The 19841-nt window shown below is 61.5% G+C and carries 12 protein-coding genes and 1 tRNA gene; 4 read left to right on the forward strand and 9 right to left on the reverse strand.

What is annotated here, in order from left to right; all coding sequences use genetic code 11:
* Positions 1-50: 50 nt before the first annotated feature.
* The 4 genes from N7590_RS03560 to dnaX all read right to left on the reverse strand — a co-directional run bounded on the left by N7590_RS03560 (position 51) and on the right by dnaX (position 3566).
* Entirely contained in the window at positions 51-410 is a 360-nt protein-coding gene (locus N7590_RS03560) for a histidine triad nucleotide-binding protein (protein ID WP_053508668.1), read from the reverse strand.
* A gap of 67 nt (positions 411-477) precedes the next feature.
* Positions 478-1077 (reverse strand): recombination mediator RecR, encoded by a 600-nt coding sequence (gene recR, locus N7590_RS03565; RefSeq protein WP_008267969.1) that lies wholly within the window; start codon positions 1075-1077, stop codon positions 478-480.
* A 110-nt stretch (positions 1078-1187) separates the two neighbouring features.
* Positions 1188-1508: a YbaB/EbfC family nucleoid-associated protein gene (locus N7590_RS03570; protein ID WP_004154630.1), complete on the reverse strand. Its 321-nt coding sequence runs from the start codon at positions 1506-1508 to the stop codon at positions 1188-1190.
* A 6-nt stretch (positions 1509-1514) separates the two neighbouring features.
* A complete protein-coding gene (dnaX, locus tag N7590_RS03575; RefSeq protein WP_164240597.1) occupies positions 1515-3566 on the reverse strand; it encodes a DNA polymerase III subunit gamma/tau in 2052 nt (683 codons plus the stop codon).
* 144 nt (positions 3567-3710) lie between these two features.
* Between dnaX and N7590_RS03580 the strand changes: the two genes are divergently transcribed.
* The 3 genes from N7590_RS03580 to N7590_RS03590 all read left to right on the forward strand — a co-directional run bounded on the left by N7590_RS03580 (position 3711) and on the right by N7590_RS03590 (position 5965).
* A tRNA-Ser gene (locus tag N7590_RS03580) sits at positions 3711-3803 on the forward strand.
* A gap of 360 nt (positions 3804-4163) precedes the next feature.
* Positions 4164-4502, forward strand: coding sequence for a hypothetical protein (locus tag N7590_RS03585; protein ID WP_088028263.1), 339 nt, complete (start codon positions 4164-4166; stop codon positions 4500-4502).
* The gene (locus N7590_RS03590; RefSeq protein WP_088024722.1) at positions 4499-5965 is read left to right on the forward strand and encodes a YfjI family protein; all 1467 of its coding nucleotides are present in this window, start codon (positions 4499-4501) and stop codon (positions 5963-5965) included. Before N7590_RS03585 ends, N7590_RS03590 begins: the two co-directional genes overlap by 4 nt.
* Before the next feature lie 89 nt (positions 5966-6054).
* On the opposite strand, the gene N7590_RS03595 is transcribed toward N7590_RS03590, so the two are convergent.
* From N7590_RS03595 to N7590_RS03615, 5 genes are read right to left on the reverse strand one after another with little or no spacing between them, the layout of a single operon-like run.
* On the reverse strand, positions 6055-7890 hold the full coding sequence (locus tag N7590_RS03595; protein WP_088024721.1) for a DUF262 domain-containing protein: 1836 nt from the start codon (positions 7888-7890) through the stop codon (positions 6055-6057).
* Positions 7891-7942: 52 nt separating this feature from the next.
* Positions 7943-11338 carry a DEAD/DEAH box helicase family protein gene (locus N7590_RS03600; protein ID WP_088024719.1) on the reverse strand — a complete coding sequence of 1132 codons (3396 nt, stop codon included), beginning with the start codon at positions 11336-11338 and terminating at the stop codon, positions 7943-7945.
* The gene (locus N7590_RS03605) at positions 11338-14457 is read right to left on the reverse strand and encodes a DNA methyltransferase (protein ID WP_197650560.1); all 3120 of its coding nucleotides are present in this window, start codon (positions 14455-14457) and stop codon (positions 11338-11340) included. The genes N7590_RS03600 and N7590_RS03605 overlap by 1 nt, the downstream gene beginning before the upstream one ends.
* Positions 14458-14492: 35 nt before the next feature.
* Complete coding sequence (locus tag N7590_RS03610) at positions 14493-17420, reverse strand: SNF2-related protein (protein ID WP_088024715.1); 2928 nt, start codon at positions 17418-17420, stop codon at positions 14493-14495.
* A complete protein-coding gene (locus N7590_RS03615; protein WP_088024713.1) occupies positions 17417-18328 on the reverse strand; it encodes a WYL domain-containing protein in 912 nt (303 codons plus the stop codon). The genes N7590_RS03610 and N7590_RS03615 overlap by 4 nt, the downstream gene beginning before the upstream one ends.
* A gap of 159 nt (positions 18329-18487) precedes the next feature.
* On the opposite strand from N7590_RS03615, the gene N7590_RS03620 reads away from it, so the two are divergent.
* On the forward strand, positions 18488-19841 hold a 1354-nt coding region (locus N7590_RS03620; RefSeq protein WP_279935164.1), incomplete at its 3' end, for an ADP-ribosylglycohydrolase family protein.

Below are 19841 nucleotides of genomic sequence, written 5' to 3' on the forward strand. Positions count from 1 at the left end.
GCCGCCCTCGGGCGGCCTTTTTTCATCCACGCAGGGCGTGGACGGGGGATTCAGCGCCCCGGCGAACCGAAATGGCCCAGCGGTCCACCGGCCAGCAGATGCATGTGGATGTGGAACACGGTCTGCCCGGCATGCTCGCGGCAGTTCATCACGATGCGGTAGCCGTCCTGGGCAAAACCCTCGCGGCGCGCGTACCCGGCCGCGGCCAGTGCCAGCTTTCCGATCAGGTGCGCCTGTGACGGCTGCAGGTCGTCCAGGGTCGGGATGATCTCGTTCTTCGGAATGAACAGCACATGCACCGGCGCCTGCGGCGCGATGTCCTTGAAGCCCAGCACCTCGTCATCCTCGTAGACGATGGTGGCCGGGATCTCGCGACGGATGATCTTGCTGAAGAGGGTTTCGGTGCTCATGGTCGGCCTCGGCGGGGATATCGTCCGCATTGTAGGCCGGCCGCGCCGGGCCATGCCCAGCGCCTGCTCAATCGCGGAACTCGCTGCGCGTTCCGAACGCGTGCGACAGCGTGCCGCGGTCAACGTATTCAAGCTCGCCGCCGAGCGGCAGGCCCTGTGCCAGGCGGCTGGGCTGCACCTTGCGCGCGCGTGCCAGCTGCGCCAGGTAGTGCGCGGTGGCCTCTCCCTCAACGGTCGCGCTGGTGGCGATGATCAACTCCTGCACCTCGCCTTCGGCCAGGCGGTTCTCCAGCTGCTCCAGCCCCAGTTCGCGCGGGCCGATGCCATCGAGCGGCGACAACCGGCCCTGCAGCACGAAGTAGACGCCACGGAACCCCGTTGCGTTCTCGATGGCCAGGCGGTCGGCCGGCGATTCGACCACGCACAGCTGGCTGCGTTCGCGGCTGCTGTTGGCACAGGTCGGGCACAGCTCGGTTTCGCTGAAGTCGCGGCACTGCGCGCAGTGGCCGATGCGCTCCACCGCCAGCGCCAGGGTCTCGGCCAGGCGCTGGCCACCTTCGCGCTCGCGTTCGAGCAGATGGTAGGCCATGCGCTGCGCGGTCTTCTGGCCCACGCCAGGCAGCACCCGCAGTGCGTCGATCAATTGTTCAAGCAGGGGTGCGGACACGGCGGCATGCTTTGTAGAGTCGAGCCATGCTCGACTGGAGGTTGAAGCAGTCGAGCAAGCTCGACTCTACGCGGTCGATGGCACCCGATAACCGGGTGCCATATCACGCATCAGAACGGCAGCTTCATGCCCGGCGGCAGCTGCATGCCGGCGGTGGCCGACCCCATCTTCGACTTCGACTCGGCATCGATCTTGTTCGAAGCGTCGTTGAAGGCGGCCGCGATCAGGTCTTCCAGCATTTCCGGGTCGCTGGCCAGCGACGGGTCGATGCGCACCTTGCGGCACTCCTTGGCGCCGGTCAGGGTCACGCTGACCATGCCGCCACCGGCGCTGCCGGTCACTTCGATCTTGGCGATTTCTTCCTGGGCCTTCTGCAGGTTCTCCTGCATCTTCTGGGCCTGCTGCATCAGTTGGGCGATGTTTCCGCGCATGGTGTCTTACTCGTCAAAAGTACGGATGGAATCGGAAACAACCCGCGCGCCGTGCTGTTGGATCAGCACCTGCACTTCCGGGTCGTCCATGAAAACGGCCTCTGCCACCTGCTGCCGCTCGCCACGCTGGCGGTCGGCCCGCTGGTGCAGGGTCTCGGCCGGAACGTGTTCGGTTTCCACGGTCTCGACCACGATCTTCGGCGCCTGGCCAAGAGCCTTCTGCAGCATCTCGCCCAGGGCAGCCAGCGCGCGCTCGGAGCGCAGGTATTCAAATCCGGGCGAAAGGCCCAGTTTCAAGGTCCCGTGCTGGCAGCTGATGAAGGCGGCGTTGGCGGCCAGCTGTCGCGAAGGGCCGCTGAGGCCGCTGTTGGCGACCAGATCCAGCCAGTCCTCGGCGCTGGCCAGTTCGCTGACACCTTCCAGCGGCGCGGCGTCGCGCACCGTAGCCGGCTCGGCCGGGGCGATGACGATGCCTTCGGTGCGGAATGGACGCTCCCGCTCGGCAGGTTCCGCTTCAGCCGGCGCTGCCACCGGGGTTGGCGGTTCCTGCCAGGGCGCCACCATGGCCGCGTCCGGGCCGGCCATCTCGACCGCCAGCGCCTCGTCGCGGGCCTCGGCCTCATCGGTGGCCCACGGCGGCAGGTCGTCGCTCGCCGCTGGCTCAGCCGGCGGCATCTGCGCTTCCACGTCGGCCTTCATCGGCGGCGGCGGCACGGGCTCTTGCACCGGCACCGGCTCGGGTTCCGGCGTCGGGTCCGGCTCCGGTTGCGGGGCCGGCTCAGGTTCGGGATCGGGTTCGCGCGGTGCGGCCTGCATTGGGGCAGCCACCTGTGCCGTCGCGGCCGGGCCTGCCGAAGCGGCGGCAGCGGCCGGCGTCGCATCGTGGGTCCCGGCGCCGCTGCCACCACCGGCAACGTTGCCTCCTGCGGCACCTTCCACCGACTTCGGTACCGGCGGTACCGCGGCGGCCGGACGGAACGCCAGCATGCGCAGGACCGCCATCTCGAAGCCGGCACGCGGGCTCGGCGCCAGCGGCAGGTCACGACGACCGTTCAAGGCCATCTGGTACCAGAGCTGCACCACTTCCGGGCGCAGGCGCTCGGCAAAGGCGGTGGCATCCAGGCCTTCGGCAACGGCCGCCCCCGGCACCAGCTGCTGCACCTGGATACGGTGCAGGCCTTCGGCCAGCGCTTCCAGCACGCCACTCCAGTCCGGCGAGAACTCGGCCAGCGCGGCCACCACCTGCAAAAGGCGCGGGCCATCGCCCTCGGCCAGTGCATCAAGCATCGCCGCCACCTGGGTGCGGTCGACCGTGCCCAGCATGGTGCGCACCACGTCCTCGCGCAGCGCGCCGCCGGCATAGGCGATCGCCTGGTCCAGCAGCGACAGGCCGTCGCGCAGGCTGCCGTCAGCGGCCTTGGCCAGCTGCACGATCGCGCTGTCGTCGGCCTCGATGTCTTCCGCCGCCAGGATGCGGGTCATCTGGCCCTGGATCTGATCCTCGTCCAGGCGCTTGAGATTGAACTGCAGGCAGCGGCTGAGCACGGTCACCGGCAGCTTCTGCGGATCGGTGGTGGCCAGCAGGAACTTGACGTGTTCCGGCGGCTCTTCCAGCGTCTTCAGCAGCGCGTTGAACGCCGCCTTCGACAGCATGTGCACTTCGTCGATCAGGTAGACCTTGAACTTGCCGCGCGACGGCATGTACTGCGCGTTCTCGATCACCTCGCGCACGTCGTCCACGCCGGTGTTGGACGCGGCGTCGATCTCCAGCAGGTCGATGTAACGGCCGGCGTCGATGTCCAGGCAGGCCGCGCACTGGCCACACGGGTCGGCGCTGGTGCCCTGCTCGCAGTTCAGCGACTTGGCGAAGATGCGCGCGATGGTGGTCTTGCCCACGCCACGCGTACCGGTGAACAGGAACGCATGGTGGACCCGGCCACTGTCCAGCGCATTGCTGAGCGCACGGACCACGTGTTCCTGGCCCACCAGCTCGGCAAAACGCTTCGGACGCCACTTGCGGGCAAGCACGAGATAGGACATCAGGCCACCGTCTTCCATCGGATGTTCCATTGTGCCATGCCTGTCCAGCCCCCTCGCCCCCGGCACGCCCCTCGCAGGTTCCTGACCAGGGTGCTTGTGAAGTGCCGCGCGGCCCGCTAGAATCTGCGCCCCTGCTGAGGCGTTTGCCGATGGCAGGGATCCGGAGAGGTGTCCGAGTGGTTGAAGGAGCACGCCTGGAAAGTGTGTAAGCGTCTAAACCGCGCTTCGGGGGTTCGAATCCCCCTCTCTCCGCCAGTTAATTGAACTAAGCCCCTGATTTCTAGGGGCTTTTTTCTTTTCTGCTCGCTCCAGTATGCCATCCAGTATGCCACAGCGCATTGGCTACGGTTGGGGCCCCTTGTGAGGTGTTGTGCAGCACCGGCCAGCGGAGCTGGGGGGAGGCAGTACGGCACCACCTCGTGCAGACGGGGCTTCACCCAAAGGGGTGTTGGCAATCCTCCCCCGCCACTGATCTGCCGCGCAGCCTTCGGCTGAATTTCCGTCGCGGTTTTTCGACGACTCCGGGGAAATCCGCTCCTTATTCAACGTCTCCGCATCTGCTCAGCATGCCTTCTCAGGACCGCCATTCCGGCAAGTCCAATGGAGGAGAAGCACATGCCACCCAGCAACGTTAACGAAATGGCCGCGCAGTTCATCGCGGCGTACCAGACCCTTAAAGACAAGAAGGACATCGAGCGTCTCCTGGCGCTCATCAAACCGCAGATCCTTTCCGCCAAGGCGGATGGCATCAGCGACAAGGAATTGATCGAACTGATCAATTCCTTGGGCCTGCGAGAGAAGTTCTATCCGGCGAAGCTCAAGGAGTTGCGGGGGCGTCTGGCCAAGTCCGAACTCGATGCTTCGGCCAACGAGGGCGATGACTCGGTAACGAAACAAGACATCCACCCAATGGCAGCCGCGCTTAGCGGTCGTCGCGATGGGGCAGCAGCATGAACATGCTCGGGCCGTTCCACACCTTTCAAGCTCCGGACCCCAATTTCAGCATGCTCCCGCCGCTGGCCGAAGCTGCCGCGCGCGCCGTGTGCGCCAAGGTCCAGGAGGCCTGTCCGAGCATGGTGCGGACGCACCTGCTGTCGATCCTGTCCTCGGCAGTGGCGCCCCTCTACACGGTGATCCCGCCCAACTGGACGCCCATCCCGATTGGCGTGAGCACCCTGTGCGTCGCTGATGTCGGTGGGAGCAAGAGTCCGGTGCATGAGCTCCTGATCCGGCCGCTCAAGGACCATGCCAAGGAAAGCTTCGCGCGGTACGAGGCCGCAACGATCGAAGCGAACGCGGCTTCGGACGAAACAAAATTCCACGTCAAGCTGCTGAAGGCGGAGATCGCGCGCTGCCTGCGGAAAAACGATTCGGCGCAAGAATTCCTCGCCACGCTGGCCGAGCTGAACCGGACGCCTTCGGTGAACCCAAAACATCGTCCACGCCTGGCTAGCAACCTTGACCTGGAAAGCCTGCTCCACCAGCTGGACGGCGAGTACGAAGCCGTTGACTTCATCACCGATGAAGGCGACAAGCTGCTTAGCTCCAGTCTGATGCGTCACGTATCTGACATGGTCGATCTGATTGACGGCAAGGCATTGGAGTACCGACGCGAGAAGAAGAAGCATCTCTACGCCAGCCATCCGCGTGGGACGTTCGGCTTGCTGGCGCAGTCCGCCGCTATTGCACCGTACCGCCCTCAGTGCAAGCGCAACGAGTACAACGAGCACAAAGCCGTCAAGCTCGGCTTCTTCTCGCGCTTTCTCGTCTGCGTTGCGCAATCGTTGCCGATGGGCAACCAGTACGTTCCCACCAGCGGGGATGACGAGGCCATCTCCGATCTCCACGAGGCGCTCAGGGAGCTTTACGACCTGCATCGGAATAACCTGGAGGCCGGTGGCATTGCCCCCATCGAACTCGCCTTCGCACCTGACGCGCTGGGCTATTGGGACGAGCTGTGCCGCATCACCAACAATCTCAAGTTCGGGCAACTCGCGCATATCGCAGATTTCGTCTCGAAGATGCTCAATCTGACCGCCCGCCTGGCTGCGGTGCTGCATGTATGGGAAAGCGAGACCCACTACGTCTCAAACTCCTGCCTCCAACGTGCTTGGGCGCTTGTTTCTTGGCATGCCACTCAGTACGAACTCGTGTTCGTCCCGCCGCCGCCCCTGCCCCAACAGGAGGCCGACGTGGCAGCAGTAATCGAGCACTTGAAGATCTATCGCTTTGAAACCGACTACAAGGAAGTTCCCACGGAGCCCATCGGCCTGTTGCTTGCCATTCCCAGCAACCGCCTGCGCGCCGCCCTTCTGCGCATGGAGCAACGAGACCTGATCGAGCTGTGCGGCGGCAAGACAACGTTTATCAATTGCATGAAGATGTTCTCGCGATCGCGCAACATTACGTGGCGGTAATTGTCACAGAGCAAACAAAAATGCCCGGCGTTTGCCGGGCATTTTTCATACAGGATGCGGGGGCGCTGCCTGATGATTGCGCTCGCTCGTCAGATCTCGATAGGCCTAGTTTTCCAAACATCACGAGCCAACGTCAAAAGTATGTCGTGCCGCTTCTCGATGGATGAAGCATCCCACACAGGAAACGCCGACAGCTTCTCATTAATTCGCGAGATGGAAGTATTTTGTCCGACCTCGGTCAGCGCCACCAAGCTGCGGGTCAGGTAGTTGCCGCTCTTGCCGTATTCGACCTGCTTAGCAGTGTAGAAGTCGTTGCCCGCGACGATGTTGATCGGTTTTTCCAGCAAGGTCAGATTGCCGAGGCGATTCTTGTAGTCGTCGTAGACCGCATTCGGGTTCTCTGCTGCCCACGTCGCACGCAGTTCCGCCTTCGGGTTGTCGGGCAGGATGTGCTCGATTTCCAGCTTGGTGAATGGCTCCAGACTGCCTGGAGTCTTCAGGCCGCTGAACGCCATCTCGACGTGCTGGGTCAGCCGCGCCAGCAGGTAGCGCGTGCGGTACTGCTGCATCGAATACAGCGTGAAGCGCTTGAGGGCATCGGCGAGCTCCTGCGACTTGCCCGCCATGTTCTTCTCGAAACGGTCGGCCACGAAGGTGTTGAGCTGAACCTTCTGCTTCACCGGATCAGTTGTCTCCGCAATCGCACGCAGCTCGTCGGCCCATTGTGAGAAGCTCCGCTCCAGATCCTTGGTCGGCGTCTTGGTGAAGATGTAGTAGAAGAGGAAGCTCTCAAGCTGCGCCACGAAGTGATCGAACAGCGGCTTGGGGAAATTCGCGGCTGCCAGCAGCAGGACGTAGTGCAAGCTGAACGCCCCACCGGCAAGCCGCTTGAGGCTGTCCATCGCCAGACTGGGCTTGCCGTCATTCCCCAGCCCGTTGGCGAAGGCCAAGTAGTGCTCGACGTTGCGAATCACCTTGCGAACGAACTCGAAGGGTTTGCCTGCGTAATCGCAGAGCGCCGCGTTGTCCTTGGCGATGAACCAGTCGTAGATCTCGTCCTCGCGCACCACCGCATCACCGCGCTCGTTCTTGATGACGTAGTTGGCCATCAGGAAGTAGCGCAAGAATCGCAGCGGTTTTTCCTTCTCCTTCTCCAGCGGCTTGGTTATCTTCTTCCACTCGTCCTTGAGCTGGGTGAACTGGGTCTGCTTGACCTGCGTGAACAATAGGTTCTTGAGCAAGTCCATCGGGTTCAGACCGACGCCGCGCTCGTTGATGGTCTCGAAAATCTTCAGCGCGCTGCTGACGTCGGTGGAGATCTGGATGAACACCACGTTGTTGGCCAGATAGCCCCAATACTTCTTCAGCTTGGCCGTGTCGTCGTAGTTGTCCTTCAGATAGCGGTACAGCGTACTGTAAGCATTGACCAAGTTCTCTAGCGACCCGAAGCTGGTGATGCCAGCAGACTGGATGCCAGCGCGCACGGTCTGTGGCTCTGCATCCAGCTCGACCAGTTTGGCCATCACTTCGCCTGCGCTCTCGTAACGCGGTTCCAGCTTCAGGGTGGTGCGCACCTCGCCGTCGCTGTCCACGTAGCTGGTCGAGATCAGCCCGGAGATCATCTGGCGCTGTGGCTCGCCCTGGAACAGATGCTTGAGCGCGCACAGTAGCAGGAAGAACGTCGTCAAGCGCTGCTGGCCGTCGATGACCTCGTAATGGTTCTTCTGCTCGGTCGGCGACACCAGCACGGTGCCGATGAAGTATTCCCGCGTGGTGCCCGCATCGATCTGCTCGCCGATGTCCTCCAGTAGCTGATGCACTTCCTTGTCCGTCCAGACGTACTCGCGCTGGTAGTCCGGGACGATGTAGAAGCACTCCCTGAAGGCTTCCTCGATGCTGTATTTGTGATTTTCGATGCGGGCCATATCTCGTCTTCTCTAAGTTCTTCAATGCCAAAGCTGGAAACTAGCGAATCGCTCAGACCAGCACCCGGAACAACTTCTTCAGGTAGGCGCTGGCACCATCTTCCATGAACAACACGTTGCGGCTTTCCAGATCGGCCTTCTTTGTTGGGTCGCCGACGTTGAGCAGGTCGGCGAATTTCGTCGGTGACAGTACGAAGGCATTCAAGACCAGCGGCGCTTCGCCCGCCTTGGCCTGCGATGCCAACGTAGTTTCAAGCGTCTTCACTTCCTTGTAGAGCCCCAGCTTGGGGTGCGACAGGTCGAGATTGCGCAACCCCTTCGGATCAACAAAGGTCAGCCACTGCTTGCCGCTGGCATCGTCCACCAACCACAGCAGGAAGTCCGGATAGAAGTTGCCTGCTAACGCGAAGCCCAGGCCCTTCTCTTCGCGATCCGCATTGCGCAGCAGGTACAGACTGCGCGGGCCAATCGCTTCCTTGCCCTCGCTTGAGTTGTAGAACGCCTCCAAATCGCGGACAAACTCCCATTCGCTCGGCGCGTCAAAAGCCAGCGGACGCAGTTTCAGCGGCACTGCATCCTTGTCCTCCAATGCCAGCAGTGGGTAGTACAAGTGGCGGTCGAAGCTGATGGCGACCATGTGTGGTGCGTTCCATTTGCTGGCCTCGCCGATCTTGCCGTCCGCCACCAGCTTCTTCAGCACTTCCAGCTTCGCTTGATACTCCAGACCGTCGTCGCTGTTCTCGATCTCGAACTGGTACAGCTTGAGCATCGACCCGTGATCTTCATCGATGTGGGTGATGTCGTAGAACTGGCCTTCGTAGCCCGTCTTCAGGGCCTTGTAGAAGCGGTCGGTGTAGTCCGTAAGCAGTCGAAGCAGGATGTCTTCCTGCTTGCGGATGTCGGCGAAGGTCGTCACGTTCAGTTCCGCCGCCGGGATGAACAGCGTGTACCAATCCTGCGTGTCCGCACAGAAGTCGATCAGCTTCTGCTGTTCCAGCCGCAGGTTGCTCCAGCTGCGCTGCAACTTGTAATCCTGCAAGGCCAGATAGATGCGATCCCAATTGAATGCCGGGAACAGCGTCTGATTCAGCTTGCCCCTGTTGCGGGCTTCCGTCGTGGGGGTTGTGCCCTTGTCCTTGCTGGACAGCGCTTCGACACGCGGGTACAGGTCGAGTACCACATGGGGGGGCTTGATCTTGCCCTGGAACTGCGCGGGTATTTCGTACAGCCACGGAAAGTGCGTGCGCTTGAACCCGAGTTTCTGGTTGTCCTTGTAGCCATCCTTCAGCGCCAAGGTCTTGAGTTTGCCTTTGGGCAGGTTGGCCCGCGTTGGGAAGTCCAGTTCCAGCACTTCATCGCTGGGCGTGATGCCTTCCTCGCGCAGGTAGTCTTTGAACGCGGCCATGTAGCTGGCGCGCACGCCGAAGATGTTCAGCGCCTCCAGCTTGTCCAGATGCACGCCCTTGGGCCTGTCTTGCGGCAGGGTGCGCTTGAGCGAGAAGCCCTTGCCCTTGAGGCGCACCCCGCGTCCGAACAACTGGATGATCTGCGAGCCTTCCCCTTGGCCCATGTTCAGCAGACCCATCGTGGACACGCGCCAACTGCTCCAGCCTTCGGTGAATTTGCGCGAGCCGATCAGCACATTGAGGCGGCTGTCCTTGTTGTTCAGCGTGCCGAACAGCGCGCCGCCAAAGTCGTCACGCTCGCTGTCGAAGGCCTCAGCGTTTTCCGCCATGCCGAAAAAGCCCGCATCGTCGCCGATGTTGATCAGGCCGAAGGGCTCTGCATCGCCCACCCGCAACGCCAGCTCACCCTTGCTGCTCTTGATGTTGACCAGTTTCAAGCGCTGGCGGGCCGGGGCATTGAACACGCGCAGCAGGATGTCGGCGTACAGCTCATCCACGCGGCCGCCGAAGTCCATCAGGGGCGTGAAGCGCCCGCTGAAGATGTTGTTGCCCTTGGCGTCCAGAATCTGCGCCTTGTCCGCAATCAGGTCGGTCAGCCAGCGCTTGATCTGCGCTTCGCTGTTCAGGAAGTCGGCGAGGAAGTTCATCACTTCCAGGATGTCCGACTCCTCACCTGACACGGTGTTGCCCACGAACACCCACAGCGGCTTATCGATGTTGAAGTCGGCAAGCGCCGAGCGGTGAGTGCTCCACAGCCAAAGCTGCTGGTAATAGGCCAGCAAGCAGGCGATGAAATACTTGCGCGCGTTGTCCGCCTGCTCGTAGGCGGCGCCATTCATGTTGAGGATCAGCGACTCTTTGCCGTAGCCATCCTCATAGAAGAACTTGTACGAGTAATCGAACAGGATGCACTTGGCGTAGATCTCGCGCGTGGCGATAACACGCGCACGGCGCTTGTCCTCCTCCGTCAGCGCCAACTGCGCCTTTTGGTCTTCGTCCAGCTTCTTCAGGCTGGTCGTCTCGAACAGCATCTTGGCGCGCTTCTTCTGGATGTCTTCTTCGGCCTGCACCACCGTAAAGCCTTTGGCCACTGCCTGTCCGAAGGTGGCCGAGTACTCGAAGGCAAAACCGCCTCGCACCAGTGCATCGCGTCGCGCCATCCACGCGCCCGCCGCCGTGCCCGTACCACGGTGGCCTTCGTCCACCAGCACCAGGTTGTTGCCCTCGAAGGCATCCACGGCGACGGTCTTGTCGCCCATCTCGTCGCCCAGCTTGTTGATGTCGATGATTTCGATGGTGCCGCGCGCGGGTGACTGGGCCTTGTTGAAGAACTGCGCGAACCCGAAGCCGGACAGGTGCAGCTCCTCCAGATGCTGACCGCTCAAGCCTTCGTTGGGCGTGAGCAGGATGATCTTGTCGGGAAAGTGATCGCTGCGCCCCGCCTGGAAGTAGTGCAGGTACTGGCGGATGTTGACGTGCAGCAGCAGGGTCTTGCCGCTGCCGGTGGCATTCCAGAAGGCGATCTTGTTGAGGTCGTCCGCTTCGAAATCGCGGAACGGTTCCGCGCCCGTCTCGGCGCGGTAGCGCGTCATTTCCTCGTTCAGGCCGTCGAGCAAGTCCTGACGGTGGTTGAAGTACCAGTCCAGATACAGCTCGGTGAACAGCAGCGAGAGGTACTGGAAGTACTTCATCTGCAGTTCGTGGCCTTCCAGCTTGTTGCGCTGGGCGGTGATAGCCTGCCAGTGGGCGACGACGTTCAAGTCGTAGCGCCGCAGGTCGGCCTCGGGCACCTTGTTGGGATCGAACAAGCCTCGGATCAGTTCGTGGAAGAACTTGGTCTGGCCGTCCTCGTCGATTCCCTCAAAGCGGTCATCGCCCAAGCGCATCTTGAGTGCCGCCAGCGTGCCGCCCTGAAAGAAGCCCAGCACCCAGCGGTTGAGCACCAATTCCCGATGGAAGCTGCGCTTCTTGCCGCCGCGAGTGGAACCGGCTGCGCCGCTTGCGCCCGAACCAGCGACAGGGGTCTTGCGTGGCCGTGCCATCAGATGTCCTCCACGGAGAACATGCGCTCCAGAAACTCCGGCTCGATCTGGCGCAGCTTGAGCACGCGGGTGGCGCCGCCTTCCTCGGCCGTCTGCGTCAGCACGGTGGGAATGTTGTGGTCGCCATTGATGTAGACCACGTCGAACTCGTTGTCCGCCGGGTTGATGGCCAGCTTGTCACAGAGCTTGCTGATGCCTTCGTAGTCCAGCACATCGCAATCGCGCCACAGCACGAGGCAGCTTTCACCGCTGGGTAGCGTGCCGGTAACGGTGACAAAGCCGCGCTGCGGCTGGGCGTCGATGTGCTTGACGCGCAGGCCGATCAGGAAATTGAAGGTTTCGACCAGATCGATCTTGCGCGGCTCGAACGCGCCCGCCGAATCTACGGCCACGTTGAGCGTGTAGTCGAAGGGCTTTTTGAAGTCATCCACCGACAGGAGCGAGCCACGGCTTTCCACGTCCAGCAGATAGTTAAGTAGGTAGTCGTCCTTGGCCTGCTGCGGCAGAGTGTTCAGCAGATCGCCCTGCGCGGACGTACGGCGCAGTTGCAGGTTGTTCAGGGTGTCTTCGTAGCTTTCGAGTTTGATTGCTTTGAAGCAATGCGAAATGCCTGCCTCTGACGAAGTCGGTTTGCCGCCAGCCCAATCAGCTGAAAAGACGACTTTCTGAATTCTTGGCTTGAGAACGGTCTCGAAATACTCACCTTGCTCGACTAGAACGTACTTGCGCGATTCGTTGTCCTGGCGATTTAGAGAAATTGTTGCATGTGCAGTTGTTCCTGAGCCTGCGAAGTAATCGAGAACAGTAAAGTTTGCCTTTCCGAATGACTGCATCCAAAAAGATTGCTCAAGGGTTTTGACTGACTTCGGGTAATCAAAAATTCCACCGAGCCCGAGACTATCCAAGACGTTAGTGCCATTAGTGCCTGCATTGAAGTCTGCACCGATCCAATTACTGAATAGTGTCTCCCGCTTGTCCTGATGATCGATCAGCTGTTTCACAGCGCCACGGTCAGTAACGATCAACTCGCCGTTTGCTGCACGCACCTTGCCGGTTTCGTAGGATGACCGCCAAACGCGCTCCTCACCCGTGGTATTGATTGGATAGATTCTTTGTAATCCTTCCGCCGTTGGCCCGGTTGGATAATCGGTTCCAAGTGGCGGCGGCGGCTCTGCTCCTACAACCTTCTTGGTAGATGGATCAACGAGAAGAGCGTAGAAGCTACGCCAACGACCAACTCCCCCGCCACGCGGCGCGCGGTAGTTGTTGTCAGCCGTTCCACTCCGCATGAACTGCCTGTCCTCGGTCTCGTCCTCTTTCGGAAAACCAAGGTATTGCGGAGCATCTTTTGGAGAGGCGACGATGTAGTATTCGTGCGTCCGTGACAGCCTTCCACCCGATCCTTGTGGATGGTGATTGATCACGATGGTCGAGACATCGCATTCAGTGAAATGCCCCTTCAAACAGTGAAAGGCATTGTTATATTCGTAATCGTCAATGGCGAATCCAAACGAATAAACTTCTCCGAAAAGATCGCGAGTGAATGGCAACGTGTTGGAAATCAAAGCCAACCAGCTTGAGTGCTCGAACTGGTTCTTGTACGCGATCTTCGAATGGACAGTGTTGTAGGGTGGATCAATATAGGTGAAATCTATGCTCGCCCGGTAACGATACTTCGCTAAATTGAGCGCCTGGAAGTTATCCCCATTGATGACGACGCCGCCGAGGCCTGTTTCGATATCGTCGATATTTGCCAAAAGGCGATGCTTAAAGTCGTCATTGAATAGTGCCGTATCCACCATCCGATACTGCGCAGCCTTCAAGTCCTCCACCGTCCCCGGCGCATCGCCATCCCAAACGCCCAGCAGTTTCCACCGCGCCCATTGCTGCGCGTTCGCTACCACTTCCGGCCACAGCGCTTCCGGTACCCGATCCAGCGTGATGCAGTAGTGACTGGAGACAACGAACTTCTTTTTCAGCCACAGCTTCTTCTGGAAGTCTTCCAACTGGGCCAAGAAAGTGATCAGCTCCAGCGCGATGCTGCGCAGGCACTGGATCATGCGCAGGTTCTTTTCGATGTCCGCAAACGCGCCGGCGTTCTGCACATCATCCAGGTGCATGACTTCGTTCTTGACATAGAAGTCCAGCTCGCGCCGGAGGAAACCACCCAGATCCTTGTGGATGAAGTAATCCGCCGTGTTCTTGGTGGTGTAGTTCGTCAGGTGCTTTTCCAGCAGGCTACGCTGCGGATTCTTTTCCGTCGGCGCACGGTTGCCCAGGGCCAGCCAGCGGGCCTTCACCGCCGCATCGGCCAACACAGTCTCCACGGCCTTGGTGACCAGCGCCTCCTGCTTGGTGCCTTTGGGCTGGGCGGCGTACTCGAAGCGGATCACCAGTTCGGTCTGGCCATCGGCCGTGGCGATTTCCTCCACAGGCAGGATGTCTTCTTCGTATTCGTCGCCGTTTTCATCCACGCGGGTGACGGTCTTGTGCTGCGCCAGCACGAAGCGGCGTTCCTTGTCGTTGTCCTTGCGGTTGTCCTTGGCGGTGTCGGCGGCGGAGAGGCGGAAATGCACGCTGCGGCCATCATCGAGCTTGAAGCGGTAATTGCTGAAGTTCTCGCCGCTCTTGGTGTAGTACTGATCCTTGTTGGCCCAGTACAGCATCACCTCCTCGCCCGCATAGGGAATGGCGTAGGTATCGCCCTTGTAGCGGCGCTGGCTGATGAAGTCGCCTTGCTCGTAATAGCGCGAGAAGAAGGTGAGCAGGTGCGAAAACACGGCGCTTTCATGTTCGGAAGCTCCCGCCGTGTACTGCGCCAGCTTTTCGCGCAACTCCTTCACCTTGGGCACCGTGCCGGGATCAATGCCATCGGCCTGATACTGGGCTTCTTTTTCCTTCAGCTCACGTGCCACTTGCTGGCGCTGGGCCTCGTTGCCACTGCTGAGCGCAGTCTCGACCTTCTCGGCCAGTCGGTTTTGCAGGTAGTCGTTGATCTCGCCCGCGCGCGCATTGAGGATGCGGTAGATGCCGAAGTCGAGTTCCGGGCGGTCGATCTGGAAGATCTCGCGCAGCTTGGCGACGAGTTCCTGGAATTTCTGGTTGTGTGCGTGGGTCATGGCGTTCCCTGATCTCGCAATTTCTGATGCTGATTTCACGATACCTGCCAGCGGATGCTGAACAGGGTTTCGCTGGATGTCTTTTCTTGCAGTCGCTGCTGGAGCGAGGCAATCAATTCGTCGCGCTTGGCGATGATTTCGTCCTCGACGGCGAAGATCTCCTGCCGCAGACGGCGTTGCTTGCGCTCCAGCTCAGACAGTTCGCGCTGGATGCCGTCCTGCTCCTGCAAGGTGGCGGCCTTGCGGGCGTCACGCTTCAACTGTGCAATGCGCGCCTTGGTGTTCTTCAGGGCTTCCTCGGCGGCCAGCAGCTTGTCGTCGGCCCAGCGTTCCAGTTTGTCCCGTTCTTCATTGAAGAGGCGCTGGTTGGCTTCCAGTACCTGGGCGATGGTGGCAGCGACTGCGCGCTGGCTGTTGGCCAGCAGTGTCTCGGGCACATTGGTGCTCAAAGGAGTGGGTTTGCCTGCTGCTGGAATGGCCATCAGCTTTTCGCAGGCTTCCTGATCCAGCACCTGACCATCGTCAGTGCTGCCAGAGAACAGCAGCGCCTCGGTGGTCTCGAATGCGGTGACTTCCAGCCGGGCCAGCGTCAGCCAGCCGGACTTGCCGCGCAGGTTCTCGACCACGGAAATGCGTGCGCCGTATTTGCCGTAGTCGAGCTTCAATGTGGCGACGGGCGTGGCCGCGTTCAGGCTGGCATCAATGCTCCATTCCCCCAGCGGGTGGCTGAGGCGGTAGGCGTGCGCCAGCATGTCGGGCTGCGCCGCACCGCGAATGAGCTGATAGCGACCTGTGGCGATTCCAGTTGGCGGCGTGCTCAGAGAAAACGCGTAGGACTGCTCGTCGAAGCGCGCGCGGCCGTCCAATGCAAAGCAGGTGACACCCCAGAACCAGCGCCCCAGCTTGTCCAGCCGCGCTTCGGCGTCCTGAAGGCGCAGTTTGAGGCGGTCGTGAACGTCCTGGTCGAAGTTCTCCAGCAGCTGGGATTGGGTGTCTTTGATGCGGTCGGCGATGACTTCTTCCAGCTCGGCTTGCAGGGCGTTGAAGGCGGCTTCGATCCGCTCGGGCTGACGGCAGGTGTCGTAGATCTGGAGCACACGCTTCTCGAAGTCGATGCCGCCCTCGACACGGCCCAGCACTTCATCGCTCGCCCCGAACACGCCGGAAAACAGGTTGAATTTCTCGGTGAGCAGTTCCAGCACGCGCTGGTCGGCCTGGTTGCGGGTGTTGAGGAAGTTGATGACCACCACATCGAAACGCTGGCCGTAGCGGTGGCAGCGGCCAATGCGCTGCTCGACGCGTTGCGGGTTCCACGGCAGGTCGTAGTTGATGATCAGCGCGCAGAACTGCAGGTTGACGCCTTCGGCAGCCGCTTCGGTGGCGATCATGATTTCCGCGCCGGTGCCATCGTCCTTGCGGAAGTGGTCGATCAACGCGGTGCGGCGATCCACCTGCGGCGAGCCGGTGACGCGGTCCGTGCCTTTGTGCTCCTCCAGCCAGCGCTGATAAATGGCGATGGATTCCTCGTGGGTGTTGGTGCCACTGAACAGCACCAGCTTGCCTGCGTAACCGTTGGCCGAGAGGAAGCGGTGCAGGTACTCCTGCGTGCGCCGGGATTCCGTGAAGATGATGGCTTTGCGTGGCGCGCCCAGCTCGGCCATCTTGCCGAAGCCCAGTTTGAGCGCCTTGAGTAACGCCTGTGCCTTGGTGTCGGTTTGCAGGGCTTGGGCAGCATCGATGAACGCAGTCAGCTCCGCGATCTCGGCGCTGATGGCGGCGCGGACGGCATGCGCATCTTTTACAGCGCCCGTCTTGTCGTCTTCCGCTGGCGCAGGCGTCGGGACTTCGGCGTTTTCTTCTGCCTCGCCGGCTTCCTCCTCCAGGGAGTCCTGCTCCAAGTCGTCCTCGGCAATGAGCTGTTCGACCAGTTCCGTGCCGTCGTCTTCCGTCGCGCCTGCCGCCAGCAGGTTTTGCAGGCGCTCGCGGATGGTGACCAACGTGGCCGCGACGGCAGGCGCACTGGAGGCCAGCAGCTTGCGCAGGATCAGTGCCGTGAGGTGGCGCTGCTGCTTGGGCAGGGCGTAGGAGTCTTCCTTTTGCAGAAAGGCCGAGATGCGCTCGTATAGCGCCTGCTCGTCGTCAGTCGGGTTGAATGGCTGGGTGAGTGCCTTGCGCTCGGTGTACTTGATGTACTCCAGTACGTCACGGCGCAGTGTCCGTTTGGCGAAGCTGGCAAGGCGCTCACGCAGTTCGTCAAGCCCCGTTCCGCTGTTCATGAATTGCTTGCGGAAGGCAGCTTCGTCGCCGAACATGTGTTCGTCGATCAGCGTCGACAGGCCGTACAGCTCCATCAGCGAGTTCTGCAACGGCGTGGCAGTGAGCAGAAGCTTCTTGCGGCCTTGCAGCGCACGCTTGAGCGCCTGCCCGGTGCGGTTGCTGGCGCGGTGCGCATTGCGCAGCTTGTGCGCTTCGTCGATGACCACTACATCCCAAGGAACTGCACGCAGCTCGGCTTCCAGCTTGGCGGCAAACTGATAGGACATGATGACGACCGCCTTGCCAACCTGCCGCTGCAGGGTGGCGAGCATGTCGCCGGCGGACTGCTTGCGCAGAGAAACGGCATCCACCACGGTAGTGGGCACGGCGAACTTGTCGTGCAGCTCCTGCGCCCATTGCTTGCGCAGGCTAGCCGGGCATATGACTAGCAGCCGACGACGGCGCTCAGCCCAGTACTGGCAAACCACCAGCGCGGCTTCAATGGTTTTGCCCAACCCAACCTCGTCGGCCAGCAGCACGCCTTCCTGCAACGGGTTCCGAAGTGCGAACAGCGCCGCCTCGATCTGATGCGGGTTCAGATCGACGCTGGCATCGAACAGCGATTGGGAGAGGCGATCAACGCCATCGGCGGCGTGTCGCCGCGTCAGCTCGTGGGCGTAGTACTTGGCGTGGTAGGCGGAGATCAACCCTGACCTCCATCCAACTCTCGCCCCGGTGCTGCATAGCCCGGCGCTAACACCGCATTCTTGACGCCGTAAAGCGCTAGGTGGTCCCTCAACCAGAGCCGAAATTCGTATCCGCGCAAGCTGTGATCCGGGGAGCAGTCCACACTCCATTTGCGCAGGATGTATCCAGCCGTGGCAGCGCGCAGCTTCATCCGCAGCACGCCGTCGCGCATGCCGTAATCCATTTCGGTGATCTCCGGCCGGGGCTGATCCGGGTGCGGCACCAACTCCAGTTCGACGATCCGCGTCCACTGGATGTCTTGATCGCTCATCTCATGGGCTGCAACTGGCTGCCCCTTGAGCACGACAGGGTTCTTGATCCGGGTGATGACGAAATCCCGGAACTCCTGAGACTTCCGGTCAAAGGCGCGGACATGCCAGCGCAGGCCGTTGTCGATCAGCGCAAAGGGGACGACTTCCCGCTCAGTACAGCCGCTAGATATTGAGTAGTACTCGACGCGGAGCGGACACCCCTGATGGATCGCCCGGGTCACGCTGGCCAGCACATCGAGATCCGGGTGTGTAAGCCGTGAGGGGCTTTCGCTAGCCACCCACACCTTGAGTCGCATCGGCTCGCCGTCGCCAAAGCCCTGGGTCAGCCACGACAGCACCCGCTCCGGGGGGAAGTCGAAGACCGGCCGGAAGTCCGGCCCCAGGACGTAGGACTTGCCCTTGGAGTCGTAATCGATGTTGCCCGGGGCTAACTCCTTGTACAGCGCCAGATCCCTGGATGCGGCGGCGGACTGGATGCCAAACCGCGTGACCAAGTCCTGGCGGCGTATCTCCCCGATGAAGCGCACGCGCAACTCCACAAACGCGAGCCGGTCGCGTTGTGGCTGGGTTAGATCTGCAAGCTGTTCGTTCGACATCCTGGCTGGCTCGTTCGGGTTAGCGAATGCTTGTACGGGTTATTGCGGAAAGTATATGGCCTGCCCTAGAATCTGTCCATGACTCTATTTTGATTTGTGTGTCCGTCGTATTGTGATAACCACAAGCGGCGCAGCGATAAAAGGATCGGTACGGGCGCCATGCAAAATTTCGCAGAGCTTCACCTCAAGCCAGAGACGCTGGCGCAGTACGGGTTGCCGGACATCCCGTACCCCGTCCCAGCGACCGATCTGAAGTCGGCCCTGCTCGAAAACGGGGACCTGCCGCTGGCTGTGATGCTGCACGGTCTGCAGCAGCGTAGCCGGGATGGGGAGGCCGAATGGCAGCAGGTCGAACCCGCAATGGATCGGCTTGCCGAGCTGTTGGCGCCCGACGATGCCCGCGATGTCATTTCAGCGGCCGGGGACCACTGGTGGCTCGAGGTCGAGCCCGTGGACCTCGGCGGCAAACTGGTCACCATCCAACGTGGCGATGCTCTGATCGCTGCCATCACCGCTCGGGACGACGGACGCTTGCGGGTGGCGGTGTTTCGCCCGTTGGACGCCAAGAGCGCGGAATACCTGATCGGGCTGGGGCAAGTGCCTCACCCTGAGCACGGTGTCTGCATGCGCGAGAACAACTGGGAGTACGCGCTCGACTGCTCCGCCGGCAACGGCAACTACTACGCTGCCGACCGGGGCGAGGCCTACCTGTCCTACTGGGAGAAAGGCCTGGGCATCAGTTGGGACGGCTCCGATGTGCCCGAGTGGCGCAAGCAGCTGGACCTCGTCGCCCGACCCGTCGCCCGCGTAGTCGCAGAGTTGGGCGTCTACTACACATTGTCCGGCAATGAGGACGAGGAGCCTGTTGCCGATGCGGGCGCGGCGGAACGATCCGAGACGCCGGCACCTCCGGCCTGGCGCAGCAAGCGCCAGCTAAAACGCACGGCCCAGGGGCGGTTTCTGGGCTGCCTGCTAGGTGGTGCAGTCGGCGATGCGCTGGGCGCACCGGTTGAGTTCATGAAGCGGGCCGAGATTCTGCGTCGCTTCGGCCCGAAGGGAATCACCCAATATGCAGCGGCTTATGGTGGTCTTGGGACGATCACCGACGACACGCAGATGACCTTGTTCACCGCCGAGGGCCTGATCCGAGGCTGGGTGCGCGGCTGCTTCAAAGGCATCACGACCTATTCCGGGGTAACGGCGCACGCCTATTTGCGCTGGCTGCAAACCCAAGGCGAACGCCCGACATGCGACATCGACTTCGGCACCGATGAGCCTGGCTGGCTGTTTCAGCAGCGTCAGCTGCACAGCCGTCGCGCACCGGGCAACACCTGCCTATCGGCCCTGCGGGCGATGAACTCCCTGGGGGAGCCGGCCCGCAACGACAGCAAGGGCTGCGGCGGCGTCATGCGGGTTGCGCCGGTCGGCCTGTTCGCCTGGCGCCTGCGTCAGTACGAATCTCCCCAAGACGCCTTCCGGCTGGGTACCGAGTTGGCTGCGCTGACCCATGGGC

Origin of the sequence: Stenotrophomonas sp. GD04024 (assembly GCF_029837545.1) — a bacterium.
In the GTDB taxonomy this organism is placed as follows: domain Bacteria; phylum Pseudomonadota; class Gammaproteobacteria; order Xanthomonadales; family Xanthomonadaceae; genus Stenotrophomonas; species Stenotrophomonas forensis.